Origin of the sequence: Polaribacter marinivivus, from assembly GCF_042651285.1 — a bacterium.
Classification (GTDB): domain Bacteria; phylum Bacteroidota; class Bacteroidia; order Flavobacteriales; family Flavobacteriaceae; genus Polaribacter; species Polaribacter marinivivus.
In genome coordinates this window covers 1,589,105-1,611,950 of the sequence record NZ_JBHSCY010000001.1, presented here as the reverse complement: position 1 = coordinate 1,611,950, position 22,846 = coordinate 1,589,105, and the positions used below count along the sequence as shown (strand labels likewise).

The 22,846-nt window shown below is 30.2% G+C and carries 26 protein-coding genes; 16 read left to right on the top strand and 10 right to left on the bottom strand.

Translation table 11 applies throughout. The features are described from left to right. The first annotated feature begins 213 nt into the window (after nucleotides 1-213). The 16 genes from ACFOWD_RS07575 (at nucleotide 214) to ACFOWD_RS07500 (ending at nucleotide 14,054) form a co-directional block, all read left to right on the top strand. The gene (locus ACFOWD_RS07575) at nucleotides 214-1,068 is read left to right on the top strand and encodes a hypothetical protein (RefSeq protein ID WP_377409429.1); all 855 of its coding nucleotides are present in this window, start codon (nucleotides 214-216) and stop codon (nucleotides 1,066-1,068) included. A 181-nt stretch (nucleotides 1,069-1,249) separates the two neighbouring features. Further along, nucleotides 1,250-1,801 (top strand): DUF488 domain-containing protein, encoded by a 552-nt coding sequence (locus ACFOWD_RS07570; protein WP_377409426.1) that lies wholly within the window; start codon nucleotides 1,250-1,252, stop codon nucleotides 1,799-1,801. Then, a complete protein-coding gene (locus ACFOWD_RS07565) occupies nucleotides 1,802-2,278 on the top strand; it encodes a DUF488 domain-containing protein (protein ID WP_377409424.1) in 477 nt (158 codons plus the stop codon). Continuing rightward, the gene (locus ACFOWD_RS07560) at nucleotides 2,278-2,940 is read left to right on the top strand and encodes a dual OB domain-containing protein (RefSeq protein WP_377409422.1); all 663 of its coding nucleotides are present in this window, start codon (nucleotides 2,278-2,280) and stop codon (nucleotides 2,938-2,940) included. The genes ACFOWD_RS07565 and ACFOWD_RS07560 overlap by 1 nt, the downstream gene beginning before the upstream one ends. A 188-nt stretch (nucleotides 2,941-3,128) precedes the next feature. Then, nucleotides 3,129-4,304, top strand: coding sequence for a hypothetical protein (locus tag ACFOWD_RS07555; RefSeq protein WP_299778762.1), 1,176 nt, complete (start codon nucleotides 3,129-3,131; stop codon nucleotides 4,302-4,304). A gap of 148 nt (nucleotides 4,305-4,452) precedes the next feature. Then, nucleotides 4,453-5,055: a hypothetical protein gene (locus tag ACFOWD_RS07550; RefSeq protein WP_377409420.1), complete on the top strand. Its 603-nt coding sequence runs from the start codon at nucleotides 4,453-4,455 to the stop codon at nucleotides 5,053-5,055. Between the two features lie 147 nt (nucleotides 5,056-5,202). After that, on the top strand, nucleotides 5,203-6,216 hold the full coding sequence (locus ACFOWD_RS07545; protein ID WP_377409418.1) for an alpha/beta hydrolase: 1,014 nt from the start codon (nucleotides 5,203-5,205) through the stop codon (nucleotides 6,214-6,216). Nucleotides 6,217-6,374: 158 nt separating this feature from the next. After that, a complete protein-coding gene (locus ACFOWD_RS07540; RefSeq protein WP_298995178.1) occupies nucleotides 6,375-7,148 on the top strand; it encodes a hypothetical protein in 774 nt (257 codons plus the stop codon). A gap of 172 nt (nucleotides 7,149-7,320) precedes the next feature. After that, complete coding sequence (locus ACFOWD_RS07535; RefSeq protein WP_377409416.1) at nucleotides 7,321-8,301, top strand: hypothetical protein; 981 nt, start codon at nucleotides 7,321-7,323, stop codon at nucleotides 8,299-8,301. Between the two features lie 146 nt (nucleotides 8,302-8,447). Next, nucleotides 8,448-8,822: a hypothetical protein gene (locus tag ACFOWD_RS07530; RefSeq protein WP_377409414.1), complete on the top strand. Its 375-nt coding sequence runs from the start codon at nucleotides 8,448-8,450 to the stop codon at nucleotides 8,820-8,822. A gap of 36 nt (nucleotides 8,823-8,858) precedes the next feature. Next, nucleotides 8,859-9,701: an SMI1/KNR4 family protein gene (locus ACFOWD_RS07525; protein WP_377409412.1), complete on the top strand. Its 843-nt coding sequence runs from the start codon at nucleotides 8,859-8,861 to the stop codon at nucleotides 9,699-9,701. 167 nt (nucleotides 9,702-9,868) lie between these two features. Further along, nucleotides 9,869-10,486 (top strand): class I SAM-dependent methyltransferase, encoded by a 618-nt coding sequence (locus ACFOWD_RS07520; protein ID WP_377409409.1) that lies wholly within the window; start codon nucleotides 9,869-9,871, stop codon nucleotides 10,484-10,486. Nucleotides 10,487-10,807: 321 nt separating this feature from the next. Beyond that, nucleotides 10,808-11,518 carry a DUF6090 family protein gene (locus ACFOWD_RS07515; RefSeq protein ID WP_377409407.1) on the top strand — a complete coding sequence of 237 codons (711 nt, stop codon included), beginning with the start codon at nucleotides 10,808-10,810 and terminating at the stop codon, nucleotides 11,516-11,518. Nucleotides 11,519-11,670: 152 nt separating this feature from the next. Further along, entirely contained in the window at nucleotides 11,671-12,027 is a 357-nt protein-coding gene (locus ACFOWD_RS07510) for a hypothetical protein (RefSeq protein ID WP_377409405.1), read from the top strand. 163 nt (nucleotides 12,028-12,190) lie between these two features. Continuing rightward, entirely contained in the window at nucleotides 12,191-12,571 is a 381-nt protein-coding gene (locus tag ACFOWD_RS07505; RefSeq protein ID WP_377409403.1) for a VOC family protein, read from the top strand. A gap of 223 nt (nucleotides 12,572-12,794) precedes the next feature. Then, nucleotides 12,795-14,054: a serine hydrolase domain-containing protein gene (locus ACFOWD_RS07500; protein WP_377409401.1), complete on the top strand. Its 1,260-nt coding sequence runs from the start codon at nucleotides 12,795-12,797 to the stop codon at nucleotides 14,052-14,054. Nucleotides 14,055-14,144: 90 nt separating this feature from the next. Here the strand turns inward: ACFOWD_RS07500 and ACFOWD_RS07495 are convergent, their stop codons facing one another. From ACFOWD_RS07495 to ACFOWD_RS07450, 10 genes are all read right to left on the bottom strand, one after another. After that, complete coding sequence (locus ACFOWD_RS07495; RefSeq protein WP_377409399.1) at nucleotides 14,145-14,987, bottom strand: alpha/beta fold hydrolase; 843 nt, start codon at nucleotides 14,985-14,987, stop codon at nucleotides 14,145-14,147. 32 nt (nucleotides 14,988-15,019) lie between these two features. Continuing rightward, entirely contained in the window at nucleotides 15,020-15,643 is a 624-nt protein-coding gene (locus ACFOWD_RS07490; RefSeq protein ID WP_377409397.1) for a CatB-related O-acetyltransferase, read from the bottom strand. 29 nt (nucleotides 15,644-15,672) lie between these two features. Further along, nucleotides 15,673-16,107 (bottom strand): hypothetical protein, encoded by a 435-nt coding sequence (locus ACFOWD_RS07485; RefSeq protein ID WP_377409395.1) that lies wholly within the window; start codon nucleotides 16,105-16,107, stop codon nucleotides 15,673-15,675. An 18-nt stretch (nucleotides 16,108-16,125) separates the two neighbouring features. Beyond that, on the bottom strand, nucleotides 16,126-16,833 hold the full coding sequence (locus ACFOWD_RS07480) for a DUF4386 domain-containing protein (RefSeq protein ID WP_377409393.1): 708 nt from the start codon (nucleotides 16,831-16,833) through the stop codon (nucleotides 16,126-16,128). A 19-nt stretch (nucleotides 16,834-16,852) separates the two neighbouring features. Next, a complete protein-coding gene (locus ACFOWD_RS07475) occupies nucleotides 16,853-17,455 on the bottom strand; it encodes a hypothetical protein (RefSeq protein WP_377409390.1) in 603 nt (200 codons plus the stop codon). Between the two features lie 66 nt (nucleotides 17,456-17,521). Beyond that, a complete protein-coding gene (locus tag ACFOWD_RS07470; protein ID WP_377409388.1) occupies nucleotides 17,522-18,109 on the bottom strand; it encodes a hypothetical protein in 588 nt (195 codons plus the stop codon). A 10-nt stretch (nucleotides 18,110-18,119) separates the two neighbouring features. Beyond that, nucleotides 18,120-19,997, bottom strand: a complete 1,878-nt coding sequence (locus tag ACFOWD_RS07465; protein WP_377409386.1) for a serine hydrolase — start codon at nucleotides 19,995-19,997, stop codon at nucleotides 18,120-18,122. Next, the gene (locus ACFOWD_RS07460) at nucleotides 19,987-21,027 is read right to left on the bottom strand and encodes a serine hydrolase domain-containing protein (RefSeq protein WP_377409384.1); all 1,041 of its coding nucleotides are present in this window, start codon (nucleotides 21,025-21,027) and stop codon (nucleotides 19,987-19,989) included. Before ACFOWD_RS07460 ends, ACFOWD_RS07465 begins: the two co-directional genes overlap by 11 nt. A gap of 5 nt (nucleotides 21,028-21,032) precedes the next feature. Further along, nucleotides 21,033-22,145 (bottom strand): acyltransferase family protein, encoded by a 1,113-nt coding sequence (locus ACFOWD_RS07455; protein ID WP_377409382.1) that lies wholly within the window; start codon nucleotides 22,143-22,145, stop codon nucleotides 21,033-21,035. 77 nt (nucleotides 22,146-22,222) lie between these two features. Beyond that, nucleotides 22,223-22,807 carry an ankyrin repeat domain-containing protein gene (locus tag ACFOWD_RS07450; protein WP_377409380.1) on the bottom strand — a complete coding sequence of 195 codons (585 nt, stop codon included), beginning with the start codon at nucleotides 22,805-22,807 and terminating at the stop codon, nucleotides 22,223-22,225. Between the last annotated feature and the right edge of the window lie 39 nt (nucleotides 22,808-22,846).

Sequence of the window (22,846 nt, the reverse complement as noted above, 5' to 3'; positions counted from 1 at the left end):
AGAAATCTGAATAAAAAGCTGACCAAAAAAAACAAAAAACGGAATGAATTATAAAAGCACTAAAACCCAACAACGGCTATAATTCATTACGGCGGAATTTCCTCGCGGAAATTCCATGCCTTTTTGCTATCTTTCGGTCAACATCGGAAAAACGGTCGCCCATTTTTCCGTAACGAAACCATAGCCAAAAACGTTGGCATTCATTAACAAGAAATGAGAATATTATTTAGAATTTTATTAATATCACTAATATTTGGTTGTAAAAACCGAAATTATATTTCTGACTCAAATGAAATAATTGATACATTAAAATACTCTTATAAGGGCTTCAATAATGGAGGAAGTCTTTATTTGTTAAATAACGGAAAATTTATTCACACTAAATTTGTTTATGGTTGTACTGGAGGAGGAGAAATCAAACAAATTTTTGGAGATTATAAGAGAGAAAATTCAGATTTAATTCTTAATGAAAAGAGAATCGAACTTGAAGAACTACCAATAGGTTTTAATGAAAAGAGTAAAATTTTAAATCTTAATTATGTCCCAGATTCCTTAAAACTTAATAATAAATTTAAAATCATTAATTGGAATAATTTTGAATATCTATTATCAGAAAATATTACTGAAGGTTGGAGTTTAAGAGAACTAAATGATTTTAATAGATTTTCCGATAATTATAATTCAGGCTATGAGCCAGAAAATAGCGGAATGTATTTGAGAATGCAAATAGACAGTCTCAAAACGAATGAAAAACTAGATTTAAATCAGATTCCTGCAAAATGGAGAAACTTGTTTCTGAGAGAACCTATAAAAACTAAAATAGTAGGGTTTAATAGAAAAAATGAAATTATTGACAACGAAGATTACATATATTGGTTAGTTGAAATTGATAAAGGTAAAAATCAAAATATTAGAAAATTTTTAGATTTTAAAAGAAAAAATGAATATTATGTCTTTACAATTGATTCAGTTTTAGAAAACAAAAGTTTTATAAAAATATATGACCATATGTTTCAAAATAAAATGGATCTGAAAATTGGAGAAGAATTAAGAACAAAATGGAATTAAACGAAATGCCAACACCGTATAAAATTAATTGCTTATTTTTAGTTTAATCAAAGTTAGTTGCTCTTTTGTAGCTTCTGATTTTCCTCTGGAAAATCCTCGCACTCAAAATCGCAACTTATGTTATACAAACACGTTGGGGTGCATTTAAAAACAAACGAGATAGATTTCGTAAATTAGAGATATGAAAGAAACAACAATATATTCAATAGGACACGGAAATAAGAAGATTGAAGATTTCATTGCCGAGTTAAAGTCTTTTGACATTGAATACCTTCTTGATATTCGCTCGAAACCTTATTCAAAATGGAATCCTCAATTCAATCAAGCAGCACTTGAATTGGAATTAAAAAATAATGGGATAACGTATGTTTTTGTTGGTGACACTCTTGGTGGACTACCAGAAGACAGAAGTTGTTATGATTATAATGGAAAGGTTGTTTATGACCTAATTAAAGAAAAGGACTTTTTCAAACAAGGACTTGAAAGATTGACAACCGCCAATCAAAAAAGAATCCACCTTGCAATTATGTGTAGCGAATCCAAACCAGAGGAATGCCATAGAAGTAAGTTAATTGGACAAGAGCTGCTTAATAAAGACATATCACTAAAACACATTGTCTCTAAAGAAAGGACAAAGTCCCAACAAACTGTAATGAATGAACTAACAAAAGGTAAAGGAACAGTTGACTTATTTGGAAATGAAATGGACTTCACCTCAAGAAAATCATATTAAATGGAATTTTTCACAATCGGAGTTTACAACTCAACAGAACAGGAATACTTTAACAAATTAACAGATAACCATATTGACACTTTCTGCGATATACGGCAGCGTAGAGGTGTTAGAGGAGCAAAATATGCGTTTGTAAACAGTAATCGTTTACAGGAAAAATTAAATGAACTTGATATAAAATACGGACATATAATTGACCTTGCCCCAACTTCTGAAATTAGAGAACTTCAAAAAGAAGCAGATGCTCAACAAGGAGAATTAAAAAGAGACAGAAATAAACTCGGCAAAATATTTACAATCGCATACAAGGACAGAATTTTAAGCAATTTCGATTTTGACACTTTTATTGATAAGCTAGATGAAGTTGGTGCAAACCGAGTAGTACTTTTCTGTGTAGAAGAAAAACCTGAAGCGTGCCACAGGTCAATAGTAACTGACAAGCTTGAAAAACTTGGCTACAAAATCACTCATTTATAATGGACGTAATAATAGTTTCAAAAACACATATGTCAAGTGCGGCTTGTGTAGGCGGTGTTCTTGCTAATGGTCGTTTTGTAAGACTTCTTGACTCTGATGGATATAATCAAGATTCTGACACTGACCTTGAAGTTGGAGATGTTTATACAATAACTTTTTCGGAGAGAACAGAAAAAACACCACCGCACGTTGAAGATATATTGGTTCACACAATGGAACATAAATTCACTTTTTCTTCAATTGAAAAAATGGTTGAATACTTAACGGATAAATTGAAAGTAAAAATTTGGAGAGGTAGCACAGAAGTTCTATTTGACGGAAATTTGGAATGGACAAGTGGAGGAAGTGGCTACATTTCTGAAAGCGGTGAAATACCAAAAAATAGTGTTGGTTTTTGGATTCCAGACAGAGACCTTAATCGAAAAGACTATAATGAAAAAGTGAGATACAGTTATCCAATCAGGTGGAGAAATATATCTTATGTTGGATACCAAAACCCGGTTGATAATATTCCAGCAGGTACTTTAGTTCGAGTTTCATTGGCAAGGTGGTGGTCACCAAATGAAGATGAAGAGAGGTGTTATTTACAGCTATCGGGTTGGTACGGACTGCCTGAACCTGACACTGAAAATAATGACGAAGACGATGATTTACCATTTTAAAAAGAAAAACGACACCCCAACAATGGCTATACGTAATGCGGGGTAAAGTGCTGATATGAAAGTAATTACATTAAATAAACTAAGTGCTAAATTGAAAGATATGTGTCTTGAAATCCCGCACTACGCATAGCCGAACCGTTGTAAAACATATGAGAGAATCATATAAAAATTAAAAAAAACTATTGAAAATGAAAAAACTATTAACATCAATCACCTTATTATTAATTATAAATGTAAACGCTCAAAATTGGAAATTTGAATCAGGAAAATCTGATTTTGATGGAAAATACAAAACTTCATATGTTATTGGAAAAGGAAATAATTTTCCTTACAACAAACCAATGTTAACAATAAACAAATTTGATAAAAATGAAAACTTAAACTTTTATATTTCTGGAGCAGGTTATTTTCAAGAAGGTACTAATGCAGGGATTAAATTTGTTTTCGATAATGAACCTAATGTTATTTATTCTTCATATTCATTTACATTTTCATCAGATGGAAAAATAATATTTTTTGACACATTTAATGATCCAAATTCTTCATTTAAGATTAGTAAATATGAATTTCTTGAAAAATTGAAAAAAGCATCTAAACTTTCTATTAGAACTTCTGACAAATACGGAAGTAATGATATTGTTTTTTCTTTAACAGGTAGCACAAAAGCAATAAATTTTATAATACCAGAAAAAGAAATTAATGATAAGATTACTCTTATTGAAAACTTAAGAATTAAAGAAACGGAAAAAGAAAAACTAATAAATGAAAAGGTCGCGAAAATAGTTGAAATTGCTAAAAAAGAAAAAATGGGTGAAACCTATTTATCTATACTTAAATCCAAAATAGAAAAGGAATACAAAAACGGAAAGTCTTACAAGACAATTAATATTAAACCAACAAGAAAGAAAAGTATGTTTGAAACATATGGTTACGTTGATGTTTATGGAGTTTTAGAAAACGGAGAAGAAGAAGAAATATACGGAACTTATAAAGTAGAAATGAACTCTCCAATATTTGCAAAAATAGAAGAAGAAAAGCAACTAAAAGCAGAAAAGGAAAAAATAGAAAAAGACAGAATCTATAGTTTATTGGAAAAATATAAAATTAATGAACTAAAAGATTTTATATTAGAAAAAATAATTGAAGAGCAAAAAAGAACATATTTAAAAAAATGGAAACTAAATGAAGTTAAAAATGTTAATGCTATTTTTTCAGAATATAAATATGGTAAAGTATGGAATCTAAAAATTATAATTAATTTAGAAAATGGCGAAAAAATAGATAAAGATGAATATATCTATTCATTAAAAATCACAAAAAAACAATTGAAAGGAATTGGTGCGAAATTACTTGAAGAATTTTAAAATAATACGTTTTACAACACCGTATATAATTTATTGCTGGTTCTAGGCTACTTACGAAAATCCTCGCGGATTTTCTATTCGGTTTTTATTTGCTAAATTTAGTGCTTAAACCACGCAACATACCATATACAACAACGTTGGCAAACATTTGAGAAAATCACTAAACATATTATTGATTATTATTTCAATTGCAATAATTGGGTTTGTTGCAATGATTCTATTTGGAGTTTCTATTATGGGAACAAAAACTGATTCTGAATATTTTGGAAAACATCTTGCATTAGGAACTTGGAGTAAGTGCCATAAAGATGGAAGTTATGTCGAACATAAAATAACTGAACAATACATGCTAATACTTACTACAAAAAGACCAGATGAAATTATCATTTTTGGAAATAAGGTATTAGATGAAAATTTAATCTCATATCAATTAAAAAACGGAACAAAAATACTAACGGATAATGACACATTAGTAACAATAGAACATTCATCAAATAAAATTGTTCTAATGAGTACTTGGGGTTTTAATAAGTATGAATTGAATAAAGCGGAATTTGATTATGAAGAAATTGATTCTACTAATTTAAAATTATGGAAGAAGAAAACTCTAACGGAATTTCATAAAAGAGCTGAATCTAAAAAATGTCCTGACTTAAGAACAGTTAAAGAGAAAGCAGAAGTTGAAAAAGTTACACCTGAATTAAAACTAGAAGAATTAGAAGACATAAGAATTGAGAATATAGAAAATTAAAACGTTAGCCAACAACGTGTATAATTCATTGTTCGTTCTGTGTGTACTCGGAAAATTCCTGCGGAATTTCCCTCTGGTCAGTTTTCTTTTATTAATTTAGACCTAGCCAACACAACGAAACCATACACAAATACGTTGGCAATAATTATGAAGAACATTCCGATAATTATACTACTATTCATTTCACAATTAACATTTTGCCAAAAAAAGTTAGATAACGAAAAAGAAATAGAGAATATTCAAAATTACAACATCGAAGAAATAAGTAAAACTATCGATGACAAAATCACAATTTTCGGAACATTATTGACACCACAATCTGACTTTGAAAAAATCCTTATAATCATTTCTGGAACTGGCACTATATCTCAAAAAGCTCACAATTACTTGACAGAGTTTTTACTCGAAAATAATATAGGAGTTTTTAGATTTGATAAAAGAGGGGTCGGAAAATCAACTGGAGAATACAATGACCAAGCTAAAGTTTATACTAATGATTTTCTTGCAATATTTAGCGAACTTAAAAAATCACAAACTTTAGAAAACAAAGAAATTGGTTTTTTAGGACATAGTTTAGGCGGAATTGTTTCACTTCAAACAATAGAAAAACAAATAAAACCAGACTTTTTAATTCAATGGTCTGCACCAGTTGGAAAGCCAAGAGATTTACTCAAATACCAAATAAATAACGGAATTAAAAACTATGACAAGCTAATAATTGGAGAAACTACTAACGAAAGAATAAAAACTTTAGATTACGTTTTTGATTTGATAGACAAAAATCCAAATAAAACAGCTTGGGAAATATGGAAAATAGCTAAAAAAGAATCAAAAAAATACGGAATAAATAAAAAGTCATTTAGCAATTATCTTATGCCTCATAAATTAGAAGAGGCTCGAATAGATAACACAAAAACTTTAAAAAATATTGATTTTCCGACTTTAGTGATTATTGGAAAAGAGGACATTTTAGTAGACCCAAATCAAAGCAAAACTAAATTAGATGAAATTGGGAATTCAAACATTGAATTTAAAGTAATGAAGGGACTAAATCACTTTATGACCAAAAAAGGAACAGATGAAATGACAAATGAGATCTATAATGTAGATTTAAAGTTCAAAGAATATTTATTAAATTGGATAAACAGTCAAGCGAAATAACTATTGCCAACAACGTGTATAGTTAATTACTATTGTTGGCTAAGCGCAGGGATTTTTCTCACAATTCACTATATTGCTTAACAAAGAATTATAGCGTACTTGCACGCAACTAACCATACACGAACACGTTGGCAAACATTTAAATAAAAAATGAAAAGATGAAAAAACTAATGATCTTTATTCTATTACTTGGGTTAACTCAATTCACTTATTCTCAAAATGGATTTGATGATTTTAAAAACATTTCGAATGAGAATTTAATGGATTCTCTTAGAGAGCACGTAGAATCAATGGGTAAAGGAGAATTTTGTAAAATGAGAAAATATTCAGAAAAAATCTTAACCCACATTAATAATTGTGGAAACGATTTGAATAAAGTGATGAACACTTTTGATTTCAATGATCCAAAACAAAAAGAAAAAATTTCCTTGTATAAAGATTTTGTCCATTATTTGTCGAAGAGCTATTATCAATCACAAGAGATTGTAAAAAATTCCAACGCTTTATGCAGTAAAGACTCTTCTTCCTTAGAAGGAAGTAAAGAGAAAATAAGAACAAATTATTCGTTACTTAGGGATAATATAATCATATTAAACGAATCTTTGGAAAAAATTGAGTATTTCTTAGACAACGAGTATGAGGTAAAATATAGAATATTAGAAGTTAGAGCAAACTGTCCTAGTCCAGATATTCAGATAAGTTTTAAAAATGAATTAAATTTAAAAAATGAATGGGAGCTAATTGAAAGCTATTACACCCCAATTGGAGAAAGAAGTGGAGGCGCTAACGTTAAATTTAAAATTAAAAAACCTGGTTACTACAAAATTGTTGCGTCACCAGACTCAGATTGGGAGCTTAAGGAGGCTACAGGTATTGTTTTAATCGGCTTTGAAAAGAAAAATATAATTAAAAAAACTCTAAGCTGCCATTGATAACGCATAAAACGATTTGCCAACACTATATAAAATTAATTGCTATTTTATGTGCTTAATCAAAGTTAGTTGCATTTTTGCTACTTCTGATTTTCCTTCGAAAAATCCTCGGGCACAAAAACGCAACTAATCTTATACGAAAACCGTTGTGCGTAATTAAAAACAACCGATAATGAAAACAACTTTTAAGGTATTATTTTTGTTCTTCCTGATTGTTTTTAGTACGAAATCTTTTTCACAAAAGATGGTTGAATATTACGAACCAGTGAAAAATGATAGCATAAGAGTTGGAATAGGAGAAAATGACTTTTTTTCTTTTATTCAAAAAGGCTATACTCTAATGCTTCCTGAAAATAAGGAAATAAAAGGTGTGCTCATTTTCCTCGAAGATTCAAAATATGACAAAAAGAACAGGAGTTCAAAACAGATGTATACTCAAGCATCGGAAAAAGACTTTGCTGTATTGTCAGTTTCAACCGAAATCCCTCTTGATTTTTACTTTTCTGAATCATCTATGATTTCTACGCATAAGTTAATTAAAGAAGTATTTGATGAATATAATTTACCGAATGACAACATTTTCTTTTTAGGAGCAAGTTTAGTTGGACATAGAGCTATGCGTTATATTAAATTTATGAAAGAGAGTGACTTAGCATTTCAACTTAAAATTAAAGGCATTGTCGTTTGTAATTTCACGATGGATTTTACAAGAAAATGGTATCAACATCAACGTGATATAAGAATTAACCGAATTGACCTTTGGGAACCAAAATTTATAAACTATCTATTGGAAACGAATTTGGGAGGAACACCAAAAACTAATCCCGAAAAATATCACAACTTCTCATCGTATAGTTACTCTGACGAAAAGAATGAAAATATTAAGATTTACAAGGACTATGTAGTTCGAGCATATATAGAACCAGCAATAGAATATAAGCTAACAAAACAACTAAGAACCTTATATGAGAATAATTCGACAGATATTGTTGGCTTTTTAGCTGAGTTGAAACTGGCAGGAAATGAAAATACCGAATTGATTATATTGCAACCTGAAAATAATTCATCAGAAAAAAGGAATACTCAATCAACTTGGGATTCAATAAATAAAGATGAACTTATGGATTGGATTCAAAAGCAGACGGAAAAATAACTACGCATAACACCGTATAAAATTAATTGCTGGTTTTAGCCAATTTACGAAAGTCCTCGCGGACTTTCTATCTGTGATTTATTTGCTAGCTTTAGTGCTTAAAACACGCAACTAATCTTATACAAACACGTTGTAAAACATTACTTATGATTTTAGAAATAGATAGAGATAGTGTAGCTGCAGGTGACGACGTTGATTCACACATTACCACTATTCAGATTGACGAAGATATTTCTGTTAAGAGCCTCATTAAAAAAGCAGAAAAAGCGTGTCCTTTACCCTCAATCTATGGTGGAAAAGCAACATGGATTATTTTTGTTGGGAGCAATGATGAAAGAATTTGTGTTGGTGTGACTGCCCAACAATGGAGAAAAAACCGTTTGTTGATAGCTGACACCATTACAGCGGGAGAAATTTTTAATGGAATTGCGAAAAAATTGAAATTCCATTACTGGTTACAAAATAGTCCAAATCATGTATTTGAAATACTGAAAAAAGGTGAAATACCTGATAAATATTAAAAGACTTTTATAACATTGAAACATCTAATCTTATTAATGGGAATACTATCATTTTTTGGTGTAAATGGTCAGACGAAGACCCTGACATCTGACCTTCAAGAAAAATATAGAAATGAACTAAAACAAAATAAAAAAGCAAACTATGAACTTGAGTTTATAAGAATCTCAAATTTAAAAAATGAAATCATAAAAAAACATGGTTTTGATGGAGTGAAATTTTTATTTGAATCAAAAAACAGTGCTAATTATTATCAACTTGGAGAATTCCCTGAGGATTGTCCTTGGACAGATCTTAATCAAAAATCAATAAAAGAGTTTATTGAATCAAATTTTAGTCCTATTGCTAAAAAAATTCCAAATCTAATTACAACACTTAAAAACAGATGTAACTTTATATATGCTGAGAAGAAAGAGAATACTTGGGTTTTACATTATTTACTTAGAATAAAACTCAAAGATGGTCGTGATTATTTCACTGTATATTCTGGAGGTATACCTATTTTAAATCCGAAACCCAACAAGAACTTACTATCTTATAATTGGGATATACCTAAGGATTTAAAGTCTTTCTATAAAATACATAACGGATTTGCAGAAATAAACTATGGAGATGCAATAGGCGTGTTAGATAACGAGTCAATCTATGTGCTTGCAAAATACATGAAAGAGGTTAGTGACGAAATTAATGAAGAACCCGAAGGATATGTTTTTGAAGATTTGCTGCTATTCTATCCCGATGGTGGTGGAAACGGACAATGTTTCATTAAAAAAAATAGTGGGACAACTGTAGACTGGGACCACGAAACTTGGGAAATCTCTGGAGAAGTTGGTTTTTTTGATTTTATTAACGAAAGAATTGCTAAAATTGATGAAGAATAAAAACGTTTTACAACACCGTGTATAATTAATTGCTTTGGTCATTGCTTATTTGGAAAATTCCTTCGGAATTTTCTTGCGTTCGTTTTTGTTTACTAAATTAGTTGTTGAAACACGCAACTAACCTTGTACAAACACGTTAGCCACAAGCAGAAAAAACGAACTTAACAATGAAATTAGACAGAAAAAAACATTGGGAAACAGTTTATGAAACTAAAAATCCAGACCAAGTAAGTTGGACACAAGAAACACCAAAAATCTCGCTTGAATTCATACATTCATTCGGACTAAAAAAAACTGCGAAAATAATAGATATTGGCGGTGGCGATAGTAAACTTGTGGATTACCTGCTTGATGAAGGATTTGAAAATGTTAGTGTTCTTGACATTTCTTCTAAATCACTTGAAAAAGCAAAAAACCGACTTGGAGAAAAAGCGAACAAAGTAAATTGGATTGTAAGTGACATTACTGAATTTGAACCAAATATGACTTATGATGTTTGGCACGACAGAGCAACATTTCATTTTCTCACTACGCCTGATCAAATAAAAAAATATATGAAGACCGCAAGAAAATCTGTGAGCGGATTCTTGACAATCGGAACCTTTTCACAAAATGGACCTAAAAAATGTAGTGGACTCGAAATAAAACAATATAATGAAGAGGAATTAACAGCGGAATTGAAAGATGGTTTTGACAAAATTAAGTGTGTAACAGAAGACCATTTAACACCTTTTGACACAATGCAGAACTTCTTATTTTGTAGTTTTAAAAGACATTTGAACTGAACAAAAAAAGCCAGTGGCTAACACCGTGTATAATTCATTGTTAGTTGGAGCCTACTTACGAAAGTCCTCGCGGATTTTATTTGTCTGTAATTATTTAATAAATTTACTACTTAACCACGCAACTAACCTTGTAAAAAACCGTTATGCTTCATTATAACCAACACTAACCCATGATTAAATTCTTTAGATTATTGAAACACAATTTTGCAAAGCAAAATCGAATGTCCTGTGGACATTTGGTTGAGATAGCCGCTTGCGGACAATCTAAATGCTTAAATTAGATTTATGATAAAGTTTTTTAGAAAAATACGATACGACCTTATGGAAAAAAACAAAACTGGAAAGTATTTTAAATATGCAATTGGTGAAATTGTTCTTGTGGTTATTGGGATTTTAATTGCGCTTCAAATTAATAATTGGAATGAATCCAGAAAGCTTGAAAGTAAGAAGCAAGAACTAATAATAAATCTTATAAATGATTTTGAAGGGAACATCGAGCAGTTACAACCTGCTATAAAGGAGAGTGACACTTTATCGTTCAAAATGAAAGCATTCCTAAATAATGCCTATTTGCCAAATCTGACAATTTCAGTTGATTCACTCAAAGTCTTGGCTGATGGATTCTTTAGACCTGTTTATTTCTTTCCGTCCATAGTATCCTATGATGAAGCCAAATCGAATGGGAATTTGACACTGCTTAAAAATAAAAAACTATTCAAAGATTTTAATGCATTTCATGAAGAATTATCTAATTTTCAAAATCTACAAAACGATAGTAGAGAATCTTATTTTAATGGCCCTATTTGGGAATTAAAAAAATTAGCAGGTTCAGGTGGTATATTTATAGGATTTAAAGATCATTATATCAAGAATAGTGATGACGTATCTTATATGAAATTGATTAATCTACCTTTGGCTACTGCTGTTTTTGAAAATGAAGCTACCCTAAATTATAACGTAAATCTACATTTAAAGAATATGGAATTCCTTTCAAACAAAATCATTCAAACCTTAATCGAAATGAAAAAATAACTGGGCACAACACGTTGTAAAATTATTTGCTTTGGCTAGTGCCTACTTGGAAAATTCCAAAGGATTTTTCTCGCGTTCGTTTTTGTTTACTAAATTAGTTGCTGAAACACACAACTAACCATATACAAAACCGTCGTAGACAAATTGAGAAAATGAAGAACTTTCGATTAACTTTAATTACTGAAAATCAAAAATCTCTTGAAAAAGGGAAAAAGTTTGCGAATTTGATATGCGAAACTCTGCATTGTGAAAATGGATTTGAAATCTCAAAATATGAGAAACTGAAAAACTCATACCGAATTGAAATCGTTGGAAAAATAGCTGACCAAAATAACTCGATTTCTGAATCGATTGAATTGACAGATAGAATTTGTTCGCCTTGGATTGTGAATTTTGAACGTACCGAACATGAAGTAGAATTGATGTTTAATAAATCTGAATTAACCAACTATCGGAATGAAAATTTTAACACTCTGAATTGGGCAAATTTCTTGATAGAAAAAGAATAAAAACTGACTTCAAAAACGTATCTAAAAAAATTGTTTTTGTTGCGCTTAATCAAGGATCATAGCAATTTTGCTGCGTCTGATTTTCTTTCGGAAATTAAACTCAAGTCAACCTGTAACTTACCATATAAAAACACATCGTGTAAAGTAAATTGAACAAGATAATATGAATCTAAACCAAATAACAGTTCCTTCATTAGATTTGACCAAATCAATCCCCTTTTATGAAAAATTGGGACTTAAATTAATTGTAAAAGCACTACCCTATTATGCACGATTTGAGTGCCCAAATGGAAACTCAACTTTTTCAATTCATCAAACAGATAAATTACCCAAAGGAGATGGAATCTATATCTATTTTGAATGTGAAAATCTTGACGAGCAAGTTGACAGCATAAAAAGTAAAGGAATTAAATTTGACCAAGAACCAACCGATCAAACGTGGTTGTGGCGAGAAGCCAGATTAAAAGACATTGACGGAAATCAATTAATTTTATTTTATGGTGGAGAAAATCGACTTAATCCTCCTTGGAGAATTAAAAACTAAAAGAGAAATTGAATACAACACGAAACACAAAAATATATCAGCACAATTACGACGTATTCGACTATGTCCTAATCTAATGAGAATTACTAACCACAGTTCTTAACTTATAAACACTATCTTTAATCCTCTAACAGATGGTTATTAAAGACTCTTTATGCGCATGAGAAATAAAAATATAAGAATAACCCAATTATTTAATCTTTAGAAATAACCATAAGAGCAAATGAGAAAATTAGCTTTAATAGTAATCATTGTAATTTCTTTTTCATCGTGTAATAAAAATAAAAAAAACACTGATAACCCAATAAGTGAAAACCAAATTTTATTGGATTCTTTAACAGAAGAATTGGATTCTATTCAAAAAAACGGACAAATAATTGGTTTTGCTGTGGCCATGGTAAATCAAAATGGTGTAGTCTATGAAAAAGGCTTTGGATTGGCTAATCTTGAAACAAAAGAAAAGTATACAGAAAATACTATACAACATATTGCTTCGGTTTCTAAAACCCTAATAGGTATTGCTTTAATGAAAGCTAAAGAAATGGGTAAATTAAATTTAGACGACCCTATTAAAGACTATTTACCATTTAAAGTAATAAATCCAAAATATCCTAACGACGTTATTACCATAAGACAATTAGCAACACATACCTCTAGTATTAATGACACAGATCAATACATGAATTTAGCTTGGATTCTTATAAAAGACCAAGACTTAACTAATATAAGCACAAATTATCCAGAACAAAGGCTAAATTCCTCTGAACTTAATATCCCAATGGAAAAATATTTGAATGGATATTTGGAAACAAATGGCGCATATTACCAAGATGATAATTACATCAATTTCAAACCAGGAGAACGTTATAACTATACAAATATAGGGGCTACATTATGTGCATTTATTATAGAAAAAGCAACTGGACAATCATTTGATTCATTTACGGAAGAACATATATTAAAGCCATTAAATATGAACTCATCTGGGTGGTCATTAGAAGATGTGGATATAAAAAAGCATTCAAAATTATATAGAAATGACAATACACTTCTACCTTTTTATACAGCTATTACTTATCCTGATGGAATGTTAATTTCATCAAGTAGCGATATGGCTAAATACCTCGTTGAATTAATTAACGGGTTTACAGGAGAAGGCACTTTACTTTCAAAAGAAAGCTACAAAGAACTTTTTACAGAACAATTAAAGGAGCAAAACTTTGAAACACGAAACGCTGGACATCCTTATAATGGAGATTATAGTCCAGCCATATTTATTGGACATAGTGCATTCGGTTATATAGGACATTCAGGTGGAGATGCAGGAGTTGGAACTTGGATGTATTTTGACAAAGAAAAAAAGACGGGAAGATACATTGTAATTAACTGTGATATGGGAAATGACGAGAGAGCTCGAGAATTAGAATACTATGCAGTTTGGGATAAAATGAATGAATATTTTGACAAACTAAGCATTAAATAACCAACACATAACAATGACTAAAAATTACTGCTTTGCTAGTTAATTATAAATAAAATTTCTTTGAAATTATCTCGATTTTATTTTAGGAAGCTAAATTAGATGCTCTATTTTTTTAAAATGATTTGTATTTGGAACATGCTTTGAGTCTTCTAATAAAACTACTTCTTCTAATGATGGAAAAATACTTTTTGCTCTTTTAATCATTTTTTTGCCAGGAAACATAATATCTTTTTCAGCTGCAATTATTGATAAAGGTGTTGTAATCTTTTTTGCTTTATCTTTTGAAATAATTGGTAATGGAGAAAAATCCATATTGCAATTTTGAAAAGTGGTACTCATAAATTTTAAGGCAAAATCATCATAATTCGTAAAAAGAGCATTCATTACTTTTCTAATATATTTTTGTTTCTTGGTTTTTATAAATTTTTTTAGAGGAAAAAACATTTTAAATAAACCTACTAATGGATTACCATTAACAACATACACTGGTGCAACTAAAAACGCTTGTTTGATAAACTTTTCATTGAATTCTAGGGCTTTCAAGCTTATTAAACCACCAAAAGAGAACCCAACTAAAGTTACTTCTTTTAGATTTAATTTAGTTATAATTTCTATTAACCATTTTCCATAATCTAAAGATTTCATATCTAATCGATGCGCTTCACTTTTATTTGGTTGAGCTACAACATCTACTGCAAAGACACAATATTTAGAAGCTAAATTTGGAAAAGATTCTAAAATTAAAGGTGCACAACCTCCTGTACCGTGAATTAAAATTAATGGTGGATTATTACTATTACCAGTTATAATTACATTTGTTACTCCATACTTTGTGTCTACTAATATTTCGGAATATTTAATATTCAACTCATTTAATTTTAGATTATATAGGTTTAGAATTTTTTCTTTTCCTTTTTCCGATTTAAAAAACATATTGTGTTTATTTTCAGTAAGCATAAAATTTATTATTCTATTATTTTTTCAATTTTATTGTTGGTTAAGTTCTGAATATTTTTGGTGATTTTTTCTATATCCCAATTCCACCATTTCAGTTGTATTAATTTGGTTATGGTTGCTGTATCAAATCTTTTTCTAATTTCTTTAGCAGGATTACCCCCTACAATAGCATAAGGTGCTACATCTTTTGTAACTGTTGCATTTGTAGCAATTATAGCTCCATCTCCAATGGTTACACCAGCCATAATTGTTGCGTTATGACCAATCCAAACATCATTTCCAATTACTATATTTCCTTTGTTAGGAAATGATTTACCTTCCATGGCTTTTTCCCAACCATTACCAAAAACGGAAAAAGGATATGCAGATATGGCTTCTGTTAGATGATTACCACCATTCATAATAAATTTTGCACCAGATGCAATCATACAGAACTTCCCTATAATTAACTTGTCGCCTACAAAATCAAAATGATATTTTACATTTTTTATAAAATTCTCTACATTTTCAAAATCATCATAATAGGTATAGTCTCCTATACTAATATTTGGATGCTTCACAATGTTTTTTAAAAAACAAAGTCTATCGTAATTGTCTAAGGGAAATTTTATGTTTTTGTCTGGTCCATTCATTTTGTTTTAATTTTTGATTTGAGTTTTTTTTATAGGTTGAAGAAAATTTCTGTGATAAAACCAATAATTACACTTATTATGGTTTTTAAAAGAGTCATTGGGCTTAACTTAAATGTATTTGAAAATGCTAACCATAAACATAATAAAGCACATGCTGCAATAATAATTGTACCATACAATGGCATACTACTATTCAAATATCCAAGTTTTGTTAAAATTGGATCTAACAAACCTGTAAATCCGAAGATAGCTAAAGCTAAATTTGTGTTTTTATGCTCAATGAATAGATAATAACTAGCTGTTAGTAGCTCAATACTTATCACTAAAGGACCAAATTGACTATAATATGCTCTTTCAAAATAAACTTCAAAACCTTGTGGAAAATGAATTTGAAGTAAAAAAGCTATACTTAATAAAACTCCAATACTTAACAGTAACGATGCAATTATTTTTCTTTTTTCCATATTTAGTTTCTTACTAATTTATTTTAAATTCTTTTTATTGATTATATCATTAGATCTCATTCCAAAAATTAGCAGGTAACCAATCATCCAAAATTCACCTATGGTTGCAGGTAGCATTAAATATTTATTAAAACTAAATTCAATTCCAGAATAACGTATAAACGTAGAAATAACATAACCTATACCACCTAAAACAATTACTCTTCCTAACCAAATAGGCATCCTTTCAGATTTGATAACTATATATCCCATAGGAAAAAGCCATAATCCAAAAAATAAACCTCCAATTCCCCAAGCATTTGAAATTATATGATGCAGCATCTGAATTAGTAAAACTTTGTCTTCCATTGCACCTAAATCAGAATTAGCTATACCTATTGCTGAGGCGATTGAAATTGCACTTATTAAAATAACTAAGGCATTTACAATTCCCCAGATACCTAGAGTCCAAGCTTCCCATTCATAATTATCTTTAAATAATTTGAAAAACCAAACTGCAGTAAGTGCTTGTGATATTACTATAGCAAACTCTAATAACAACCTTATTCTTGCTTTAGATTCTAGTTCCACTAAATTTGCTAGCGTTTGTTCAGGATTACCTGAAACAAATATTTGAGAATGATAGACCATAAACCCTAGAATTCCTGTAATAGCCATCAGTAAATACCACACTCCAGTTATTCTAGCCGTTTTAATTAATTTTTTATGTTCTGTATTTTGAGTCATGGATTGTTTAATTTAATGTTTATAACCAACTAAAGCCTAACCCAACATTAAAAATCACTGCATCTCTATGTGCATCACTACCTAAATTAACACGTCCTAGTACTAGTTTAGACTGAACATTTAATGCAAAGTTTTTCTTTTTATAAAATTCATAACCTGTACTTGCCATAACAGCACAACCGAAGTTCCAATCATCATTAACACTATCTTTTATATCATACAATGCTGGAGCATCTATTGCCAAACCAAAACCCCCATGAATCCACCAATTGTCTCTTACCCAATATTGTACAGATGGAATCAACCCACCAAAATGTCTATCGTTATCTTGAAATTCATAGATATTTCCAGGAGTTGAAAGCGTAATAGCGAGATTTTCATTCAGCATGTAACCCAATTTTAAATCCGGAAAAACATAGGTTCCTTGTGATTCATCAAACGTTTGAATCCCTGCACTATCTTCTAAACTTATAAGTCCACCACCAACCATAAATTCGAAGATAAACCCCTCTCTTTGTATTGTTGATTCTTGATTTGAATTTTGTGCATATGTTACACTAGATAGGAATGTAATGACAACACAAGCTATTTTTACTAAAATTTGTTTTTTGATTGTTTTCATTTTAATTGATTACTAAATATTTATTTTTAACTGTTTTAATTTGTAAATCTTTGATAATTAATTGCATTACTTTGAATATTCGATTAATTCTTCCACATAGTGAAAATCACCTTGATCTTGTGTAAGCTTTATAAATGTCTTTACAGCTGGTGCATATAACCAAACCTCGGTTTCATTTGCATTATAACCTCTGGAATTTGTAGTTTTACCAGTATATTTAATGGTATAAGCCATAAATGTTCCTGCCTCTACAGTTTCTTCTTTGTATGATAAAACTATGGCATCCTGACTTTGGCTTCCAGTCGTACCATCTTGACTTGTCCAATTGTTTTCATACTTCCATGTCTTTCCAACTTTGAGGGGCCAGCTATACTTGGGTGTTTCACTTACTTCAGGTTTAGTAATTTCGGAAATAGGTATGGTGTCCTTACCAATAGTCATTCCTAAACCTTGTTTAAAGCTTACTACTTGCCTTGTATCTGTTCCATCTGAACGAACCTCTCCTTGCGTAGTTACTCCCTTAAATTTCCATACCCATTTTTCACCCAGACTATAATCAGCCTTAGTAGGTTGTTGGGTTATTGTAGATTTTGTTTGCGTATTACAAGCACCAAGAAGTAGCAGTGCAAGTAGTATTAGAATTTGATTTTTCATGTGTTTAGATTTATTGTTTAATAGCTTTTTGTCTGTATAATGTGAAAAAATGTTGGCCTTCTTCTTTTGCAAAAGAAACTTTTATGCCAGTATTTGGGTGAATGAAATCCAGTTTATCACCTATTACAGGCACAAGATTATAGGCATCACCATTAGGGAAATGCAATGAAATTTGATTCTTCTTATTTGAAAAAGTTACAGACAGCTCTACTTCATTATTCCACAGATACTTTCCTACTAGAGATTGTAGTAATGTTGTTGCAATCGTTTGTTTTCTAGCTTTAATACGAGTAAAATGATTCCATCCATATAGTTTTGAGGTCGACAACAACAATTCGTTACCTAATGCCCCTCCATTATCTGAGTTTATTAAATACACCAATCCATTTCCAGTGGTAAGATCTATGGTCATACCTGTTCTATAGCCTGCATTGCCTCCATAATGAGTAAGTGCTAAACCATTATTAGATCTATCAACAATAAATCCATAGATATGTCCATCTCGTTCTTGATTTAGTATAGATGTAATGGCTTCAGTAGAAAAAATAGATTGCTCCCCCTGATATGCCTTATAAATTTCAATAAGAAAAAGTGCCAAATCATTGGATGTGCTCCATAAACCAGCAGCAGCTTGTTCTGGATGATTTCTCCAACCGCCATCTAAAATTTTACCTGACTGTGTATGCCCTTTTGCAACCTTACTTGAATCTTTAACAATTAACGGTTGTGTAAATTCAGAATGCTTCATGCCAGCAGGATCAAGAATCCAAGTCTTCATCAGATTAGAAAACGTATCATTTTGTATGTCTTGAAGAGCTACTTCAGCTAATGTGTAGCCACCACCAGAATAAGCTAATAATTCGTTTGGTTTTGACAGCACTTCGATTGGTTGAGAATTTACACCTGAACTCCCTTTTAAAATCTCTACATCTGTTGGAACTTTAATATCTTTAGCATATCCTTGATAACCACCAGCAATAATACCTGAAGTATGTGCAAAAATATTTCTAAAGGTTATAGGGTTCTCTTTAGTTTGTTTTCCTTGAGGTAGAGAAAAACTTTTTACATATTTTTCAATGTTCTTATCCAAATCTATAGTACCAGCTGTATGCATGCGTAATGCCGCAAGAAATGTTACAGGCTTAGAAAGTGATGCCGCTTGAAAAATGGTCGTATTATTCAGCTTTTGGTTTGGAAATCTGGGATTGGTATATGTTTGTGACCATTCTATTTTACCCTTATTGATAACAGCTAGAGATAATCCTGGAATATTATAACTTATCATGCTATTCGAAATTGTGCTATAGTTTTCTGGTTCATCAATAAATTTGACCTTGCCAATAATTTCTTTTTCCAATTGACTCTTTTTTATACGAACAGCTTCAGAAAGCTTTGTTGTATTGACCTTATTTTGAAAACTTATTTTTTTAAGCATTTGTAAAAAGTTTACTTTATCAGTTTTGCCCACTAGAAGGTCTATTACTTTACCTTGAGGATTAATGAAAATTGTTGTTGGTGTAGTTACAACATTATATTGCTTTACGATTTCTTTATTTTTTGGATCATCAATATCTATTTCAACTGAAACTACTTTAGCGTTAATAGCATTCATTACTTCATCATCAGCAAAGACTTCACGTTTCATAATTCTGCAAGGTGAGCACCATTGACCTGTAAAAAATATCATTATACTTTTATTAGTATTATTAGTTAGCTTTTGAGCAGATTCGATGTTATATTTCCAAGTTATCTTATTTGTAGGTGCATAAAATGAGTACCAAGCATACCAAAGAGAAACTACAAGAAAGGTTAACCAAAAAATACTCCAAAATGGGTTTGTTTTCTTTTTGGGACTCTGCCATTTTGAACTTAATTCTTTATTCTTCATTTTTAGATTTTTTAATAATTCTATACATTCTTCTATTTAAAATTTGTGATAAATTCCAATTGAGTAATTTAGGATCGGTTGTACTATAAAAATAAATGACTACAGTATCTATGTTTTTATAATATTTTGCAAAGCTTTGATAACCAGGCACCCACCCATCATGTTCAAATTTGTAAATGGAAGCGTATATTTCTTGCTCATTATTTTTAAATACTGTTCCATCATTTAAAGCCCTAATGAATTTACCTACGTCTTCTGCAGTAGCATGCATTCCGTTATCGTTTGTTTTTAAATCATGAGCATAGCCCACATGATAACCACTCATTACATTTTCTAGGTTTACTTCATTTACTGAACTATATGTGTTTTTAAGGTGTAAAGGATTTAAAATTTCTTCTTGAATGAATTGAAAATTTGGATACCCTAAAACATCATCCATAATCTTATTTATCAACAGATAATTGGTATTACAGTACTCATATTTTTTACCCGGTTTAAAATTGGCAGGCATGCCTTTTATTAATGCTAAACTTTCTTCGTATGTTTCTGTTGGTGATGCCCAAAAGTTTGGTGTATCTGTAAAGTTTGGAATTCCACTTCTATGTTGAATCATTAAACGCAAAGTGATTTTTTCTGCATTTTCTATCTTACCAACAAGTTCAGGTAAATAATCAGCAAGTGTTTTGTCTAATGAAAGTTTTCCTTTACTTACCAATTTGGTTACAGCAACTGCGTCATATAGTTTACTTATACTAGCAATCTTATAAAGCGCATCTGGCTTTGCAGGTATTTTTGCTTCTTTGTTATGCCAACCAGAAGCATACTTTTTTGGATTTTTACCTGCTTGATCTATATATACAACAACACCTTCAAATCCATGATTTACTGCTTGGTCTAATTGCTCTTGTACTGAATTAGGTAAAGGTAAAATCCAAGCTTTTACCAAAATCCAAGGAACAAAAAATAATGAAATAATAGCGCCAGATATTAATAGAGTTCTTAACATAATTTTTATTGTTTTTTTATTCATAATTTCTAAGATGTTAACTGTGACGTTTTGTTTACAACAACTTTTTTAGTATTACTTTTTTGCATAGAAATTTTATTGTTTACACCAAATAAGGGTCTTAAAAAAGTAATTCTTCTTATAACAAATTCATATAGTACATAGCACCCCATAAAGGTGATCAGAGTTATTATCAAGAATGCTAAAAGTGCTGGTAAGTGAAATGGCAATATAAATTTTGCAGCTAAATAAAGCACAACCATATGTATAATATATACTGGATATGCTGCTTTACTTAAATACGATAAAATATTACTTGGTTTATTTAGATATTGATAGCAAAAACCAAATATTGAAAATATCCAACTATTACTTTCTATTACTGTTAAGAATAAAGGCCCTTCTGTAGCAAAAACAACAAGCCTTATGGTATACAATATTATTGCTAATCCTAAATAAAACCATTTCCATTGTTTAACTGTATTCCAAAATACTTTACCTGTATTCATAAAAAGGAATCCAAAAAAGAATGCCAACAAACCAATTGCAAAACCATGCCAAGTTTGCGCATACAACGCAAAAGGTTTTGGTTGAAATAGTACTACCTCTGCAATAAAAAAAACATTAACTGATAATAAACCAAATGGATTTTTAAATAGTCGCTCTAAAAAAGATATTATTGTTGAAAACTTACCTTTCTTTATTCCGTAAAAAACTGGAAGTCCAATAAGTACATAGATAAAAATATTTCCTAAAAACCAAAGATGCCCCATATGTGGATAATAACTTAAACCTAGATTATAATAATCTTGAAACACAAACATGTGTAAAGGTGTTATGGCTACAAAACCAAATAAAAATGGAAGTAGTATTCTTTTAATACGTTCTTTAAGTAGTTCTATGTTATTACGTTTTCTTAAAGCAAAATAAACACCCATACCAGAAACATAGAAAAGAATAGGTATTCTCCATACATTTAACATCGTCATTGGTTGCCAAATTGCTGTTGATGTTTCATCACTTCTTATAAAACCTATAAGCATTGCCCAAGGTTGAAATACTATAGCAATATGATAAATTAATAACAGTGCTATGGCTATAACTCTAAGCCAATCAATATCATAACGTCTTTCAATTTTCATAATATGTGTTTTTTGTTTAAATGATTTACTTAATAGGCGCAGTTGGTAATACTCTTTGAATACTTAATAATTCTAAATTATTGCAACATCATAGCCACAACAGGTCTTGCTTTTTCAACTTGTGCAATATCTAGAGTGAATCCCATAGGTTGTAATTGCATTATTAGCATTTCATACACAGGTTTCATTTGAGTAAAATCTCCTAAAACAGTTTCTCTAGGAGTTGCACCAAAATTGTTTTTTATGAATTTGTCTGCACCAGCATCTAACAACATTTTAACCATTTCTATTCTCCCAAAAAAAGCAGCAGTATGTAAAGCAGTAGAGCCATCATTATTTTTGATTGATAAATTAACTTTAGCTTTTAATAATTCAGCAACTATCTTAGGTCTGTTAAAAGTTACTGCAGTTATTAGAGGTGTAGATCCACTCATAGTTTCTTTTTTATTGATATCAGACCCTTCATTAATATGTTGTTTTACAACTTTAAAATTATTTTTTATGATGGCTTCATGTATATCTTGTTTTGGTTTAGCAACGCTCTTTTCTGAACTGGCTATTTCATTTTTAGTATTACTTTTCTGCATACAAGATGAAAACGAAATTGCTATTACACATATAATAGCTAAAGATTTTAATTGATTTTTAATTGATTTTTTCATGATTCAAAAATTAAATTATTATTGTTTTGATTTGTTGAT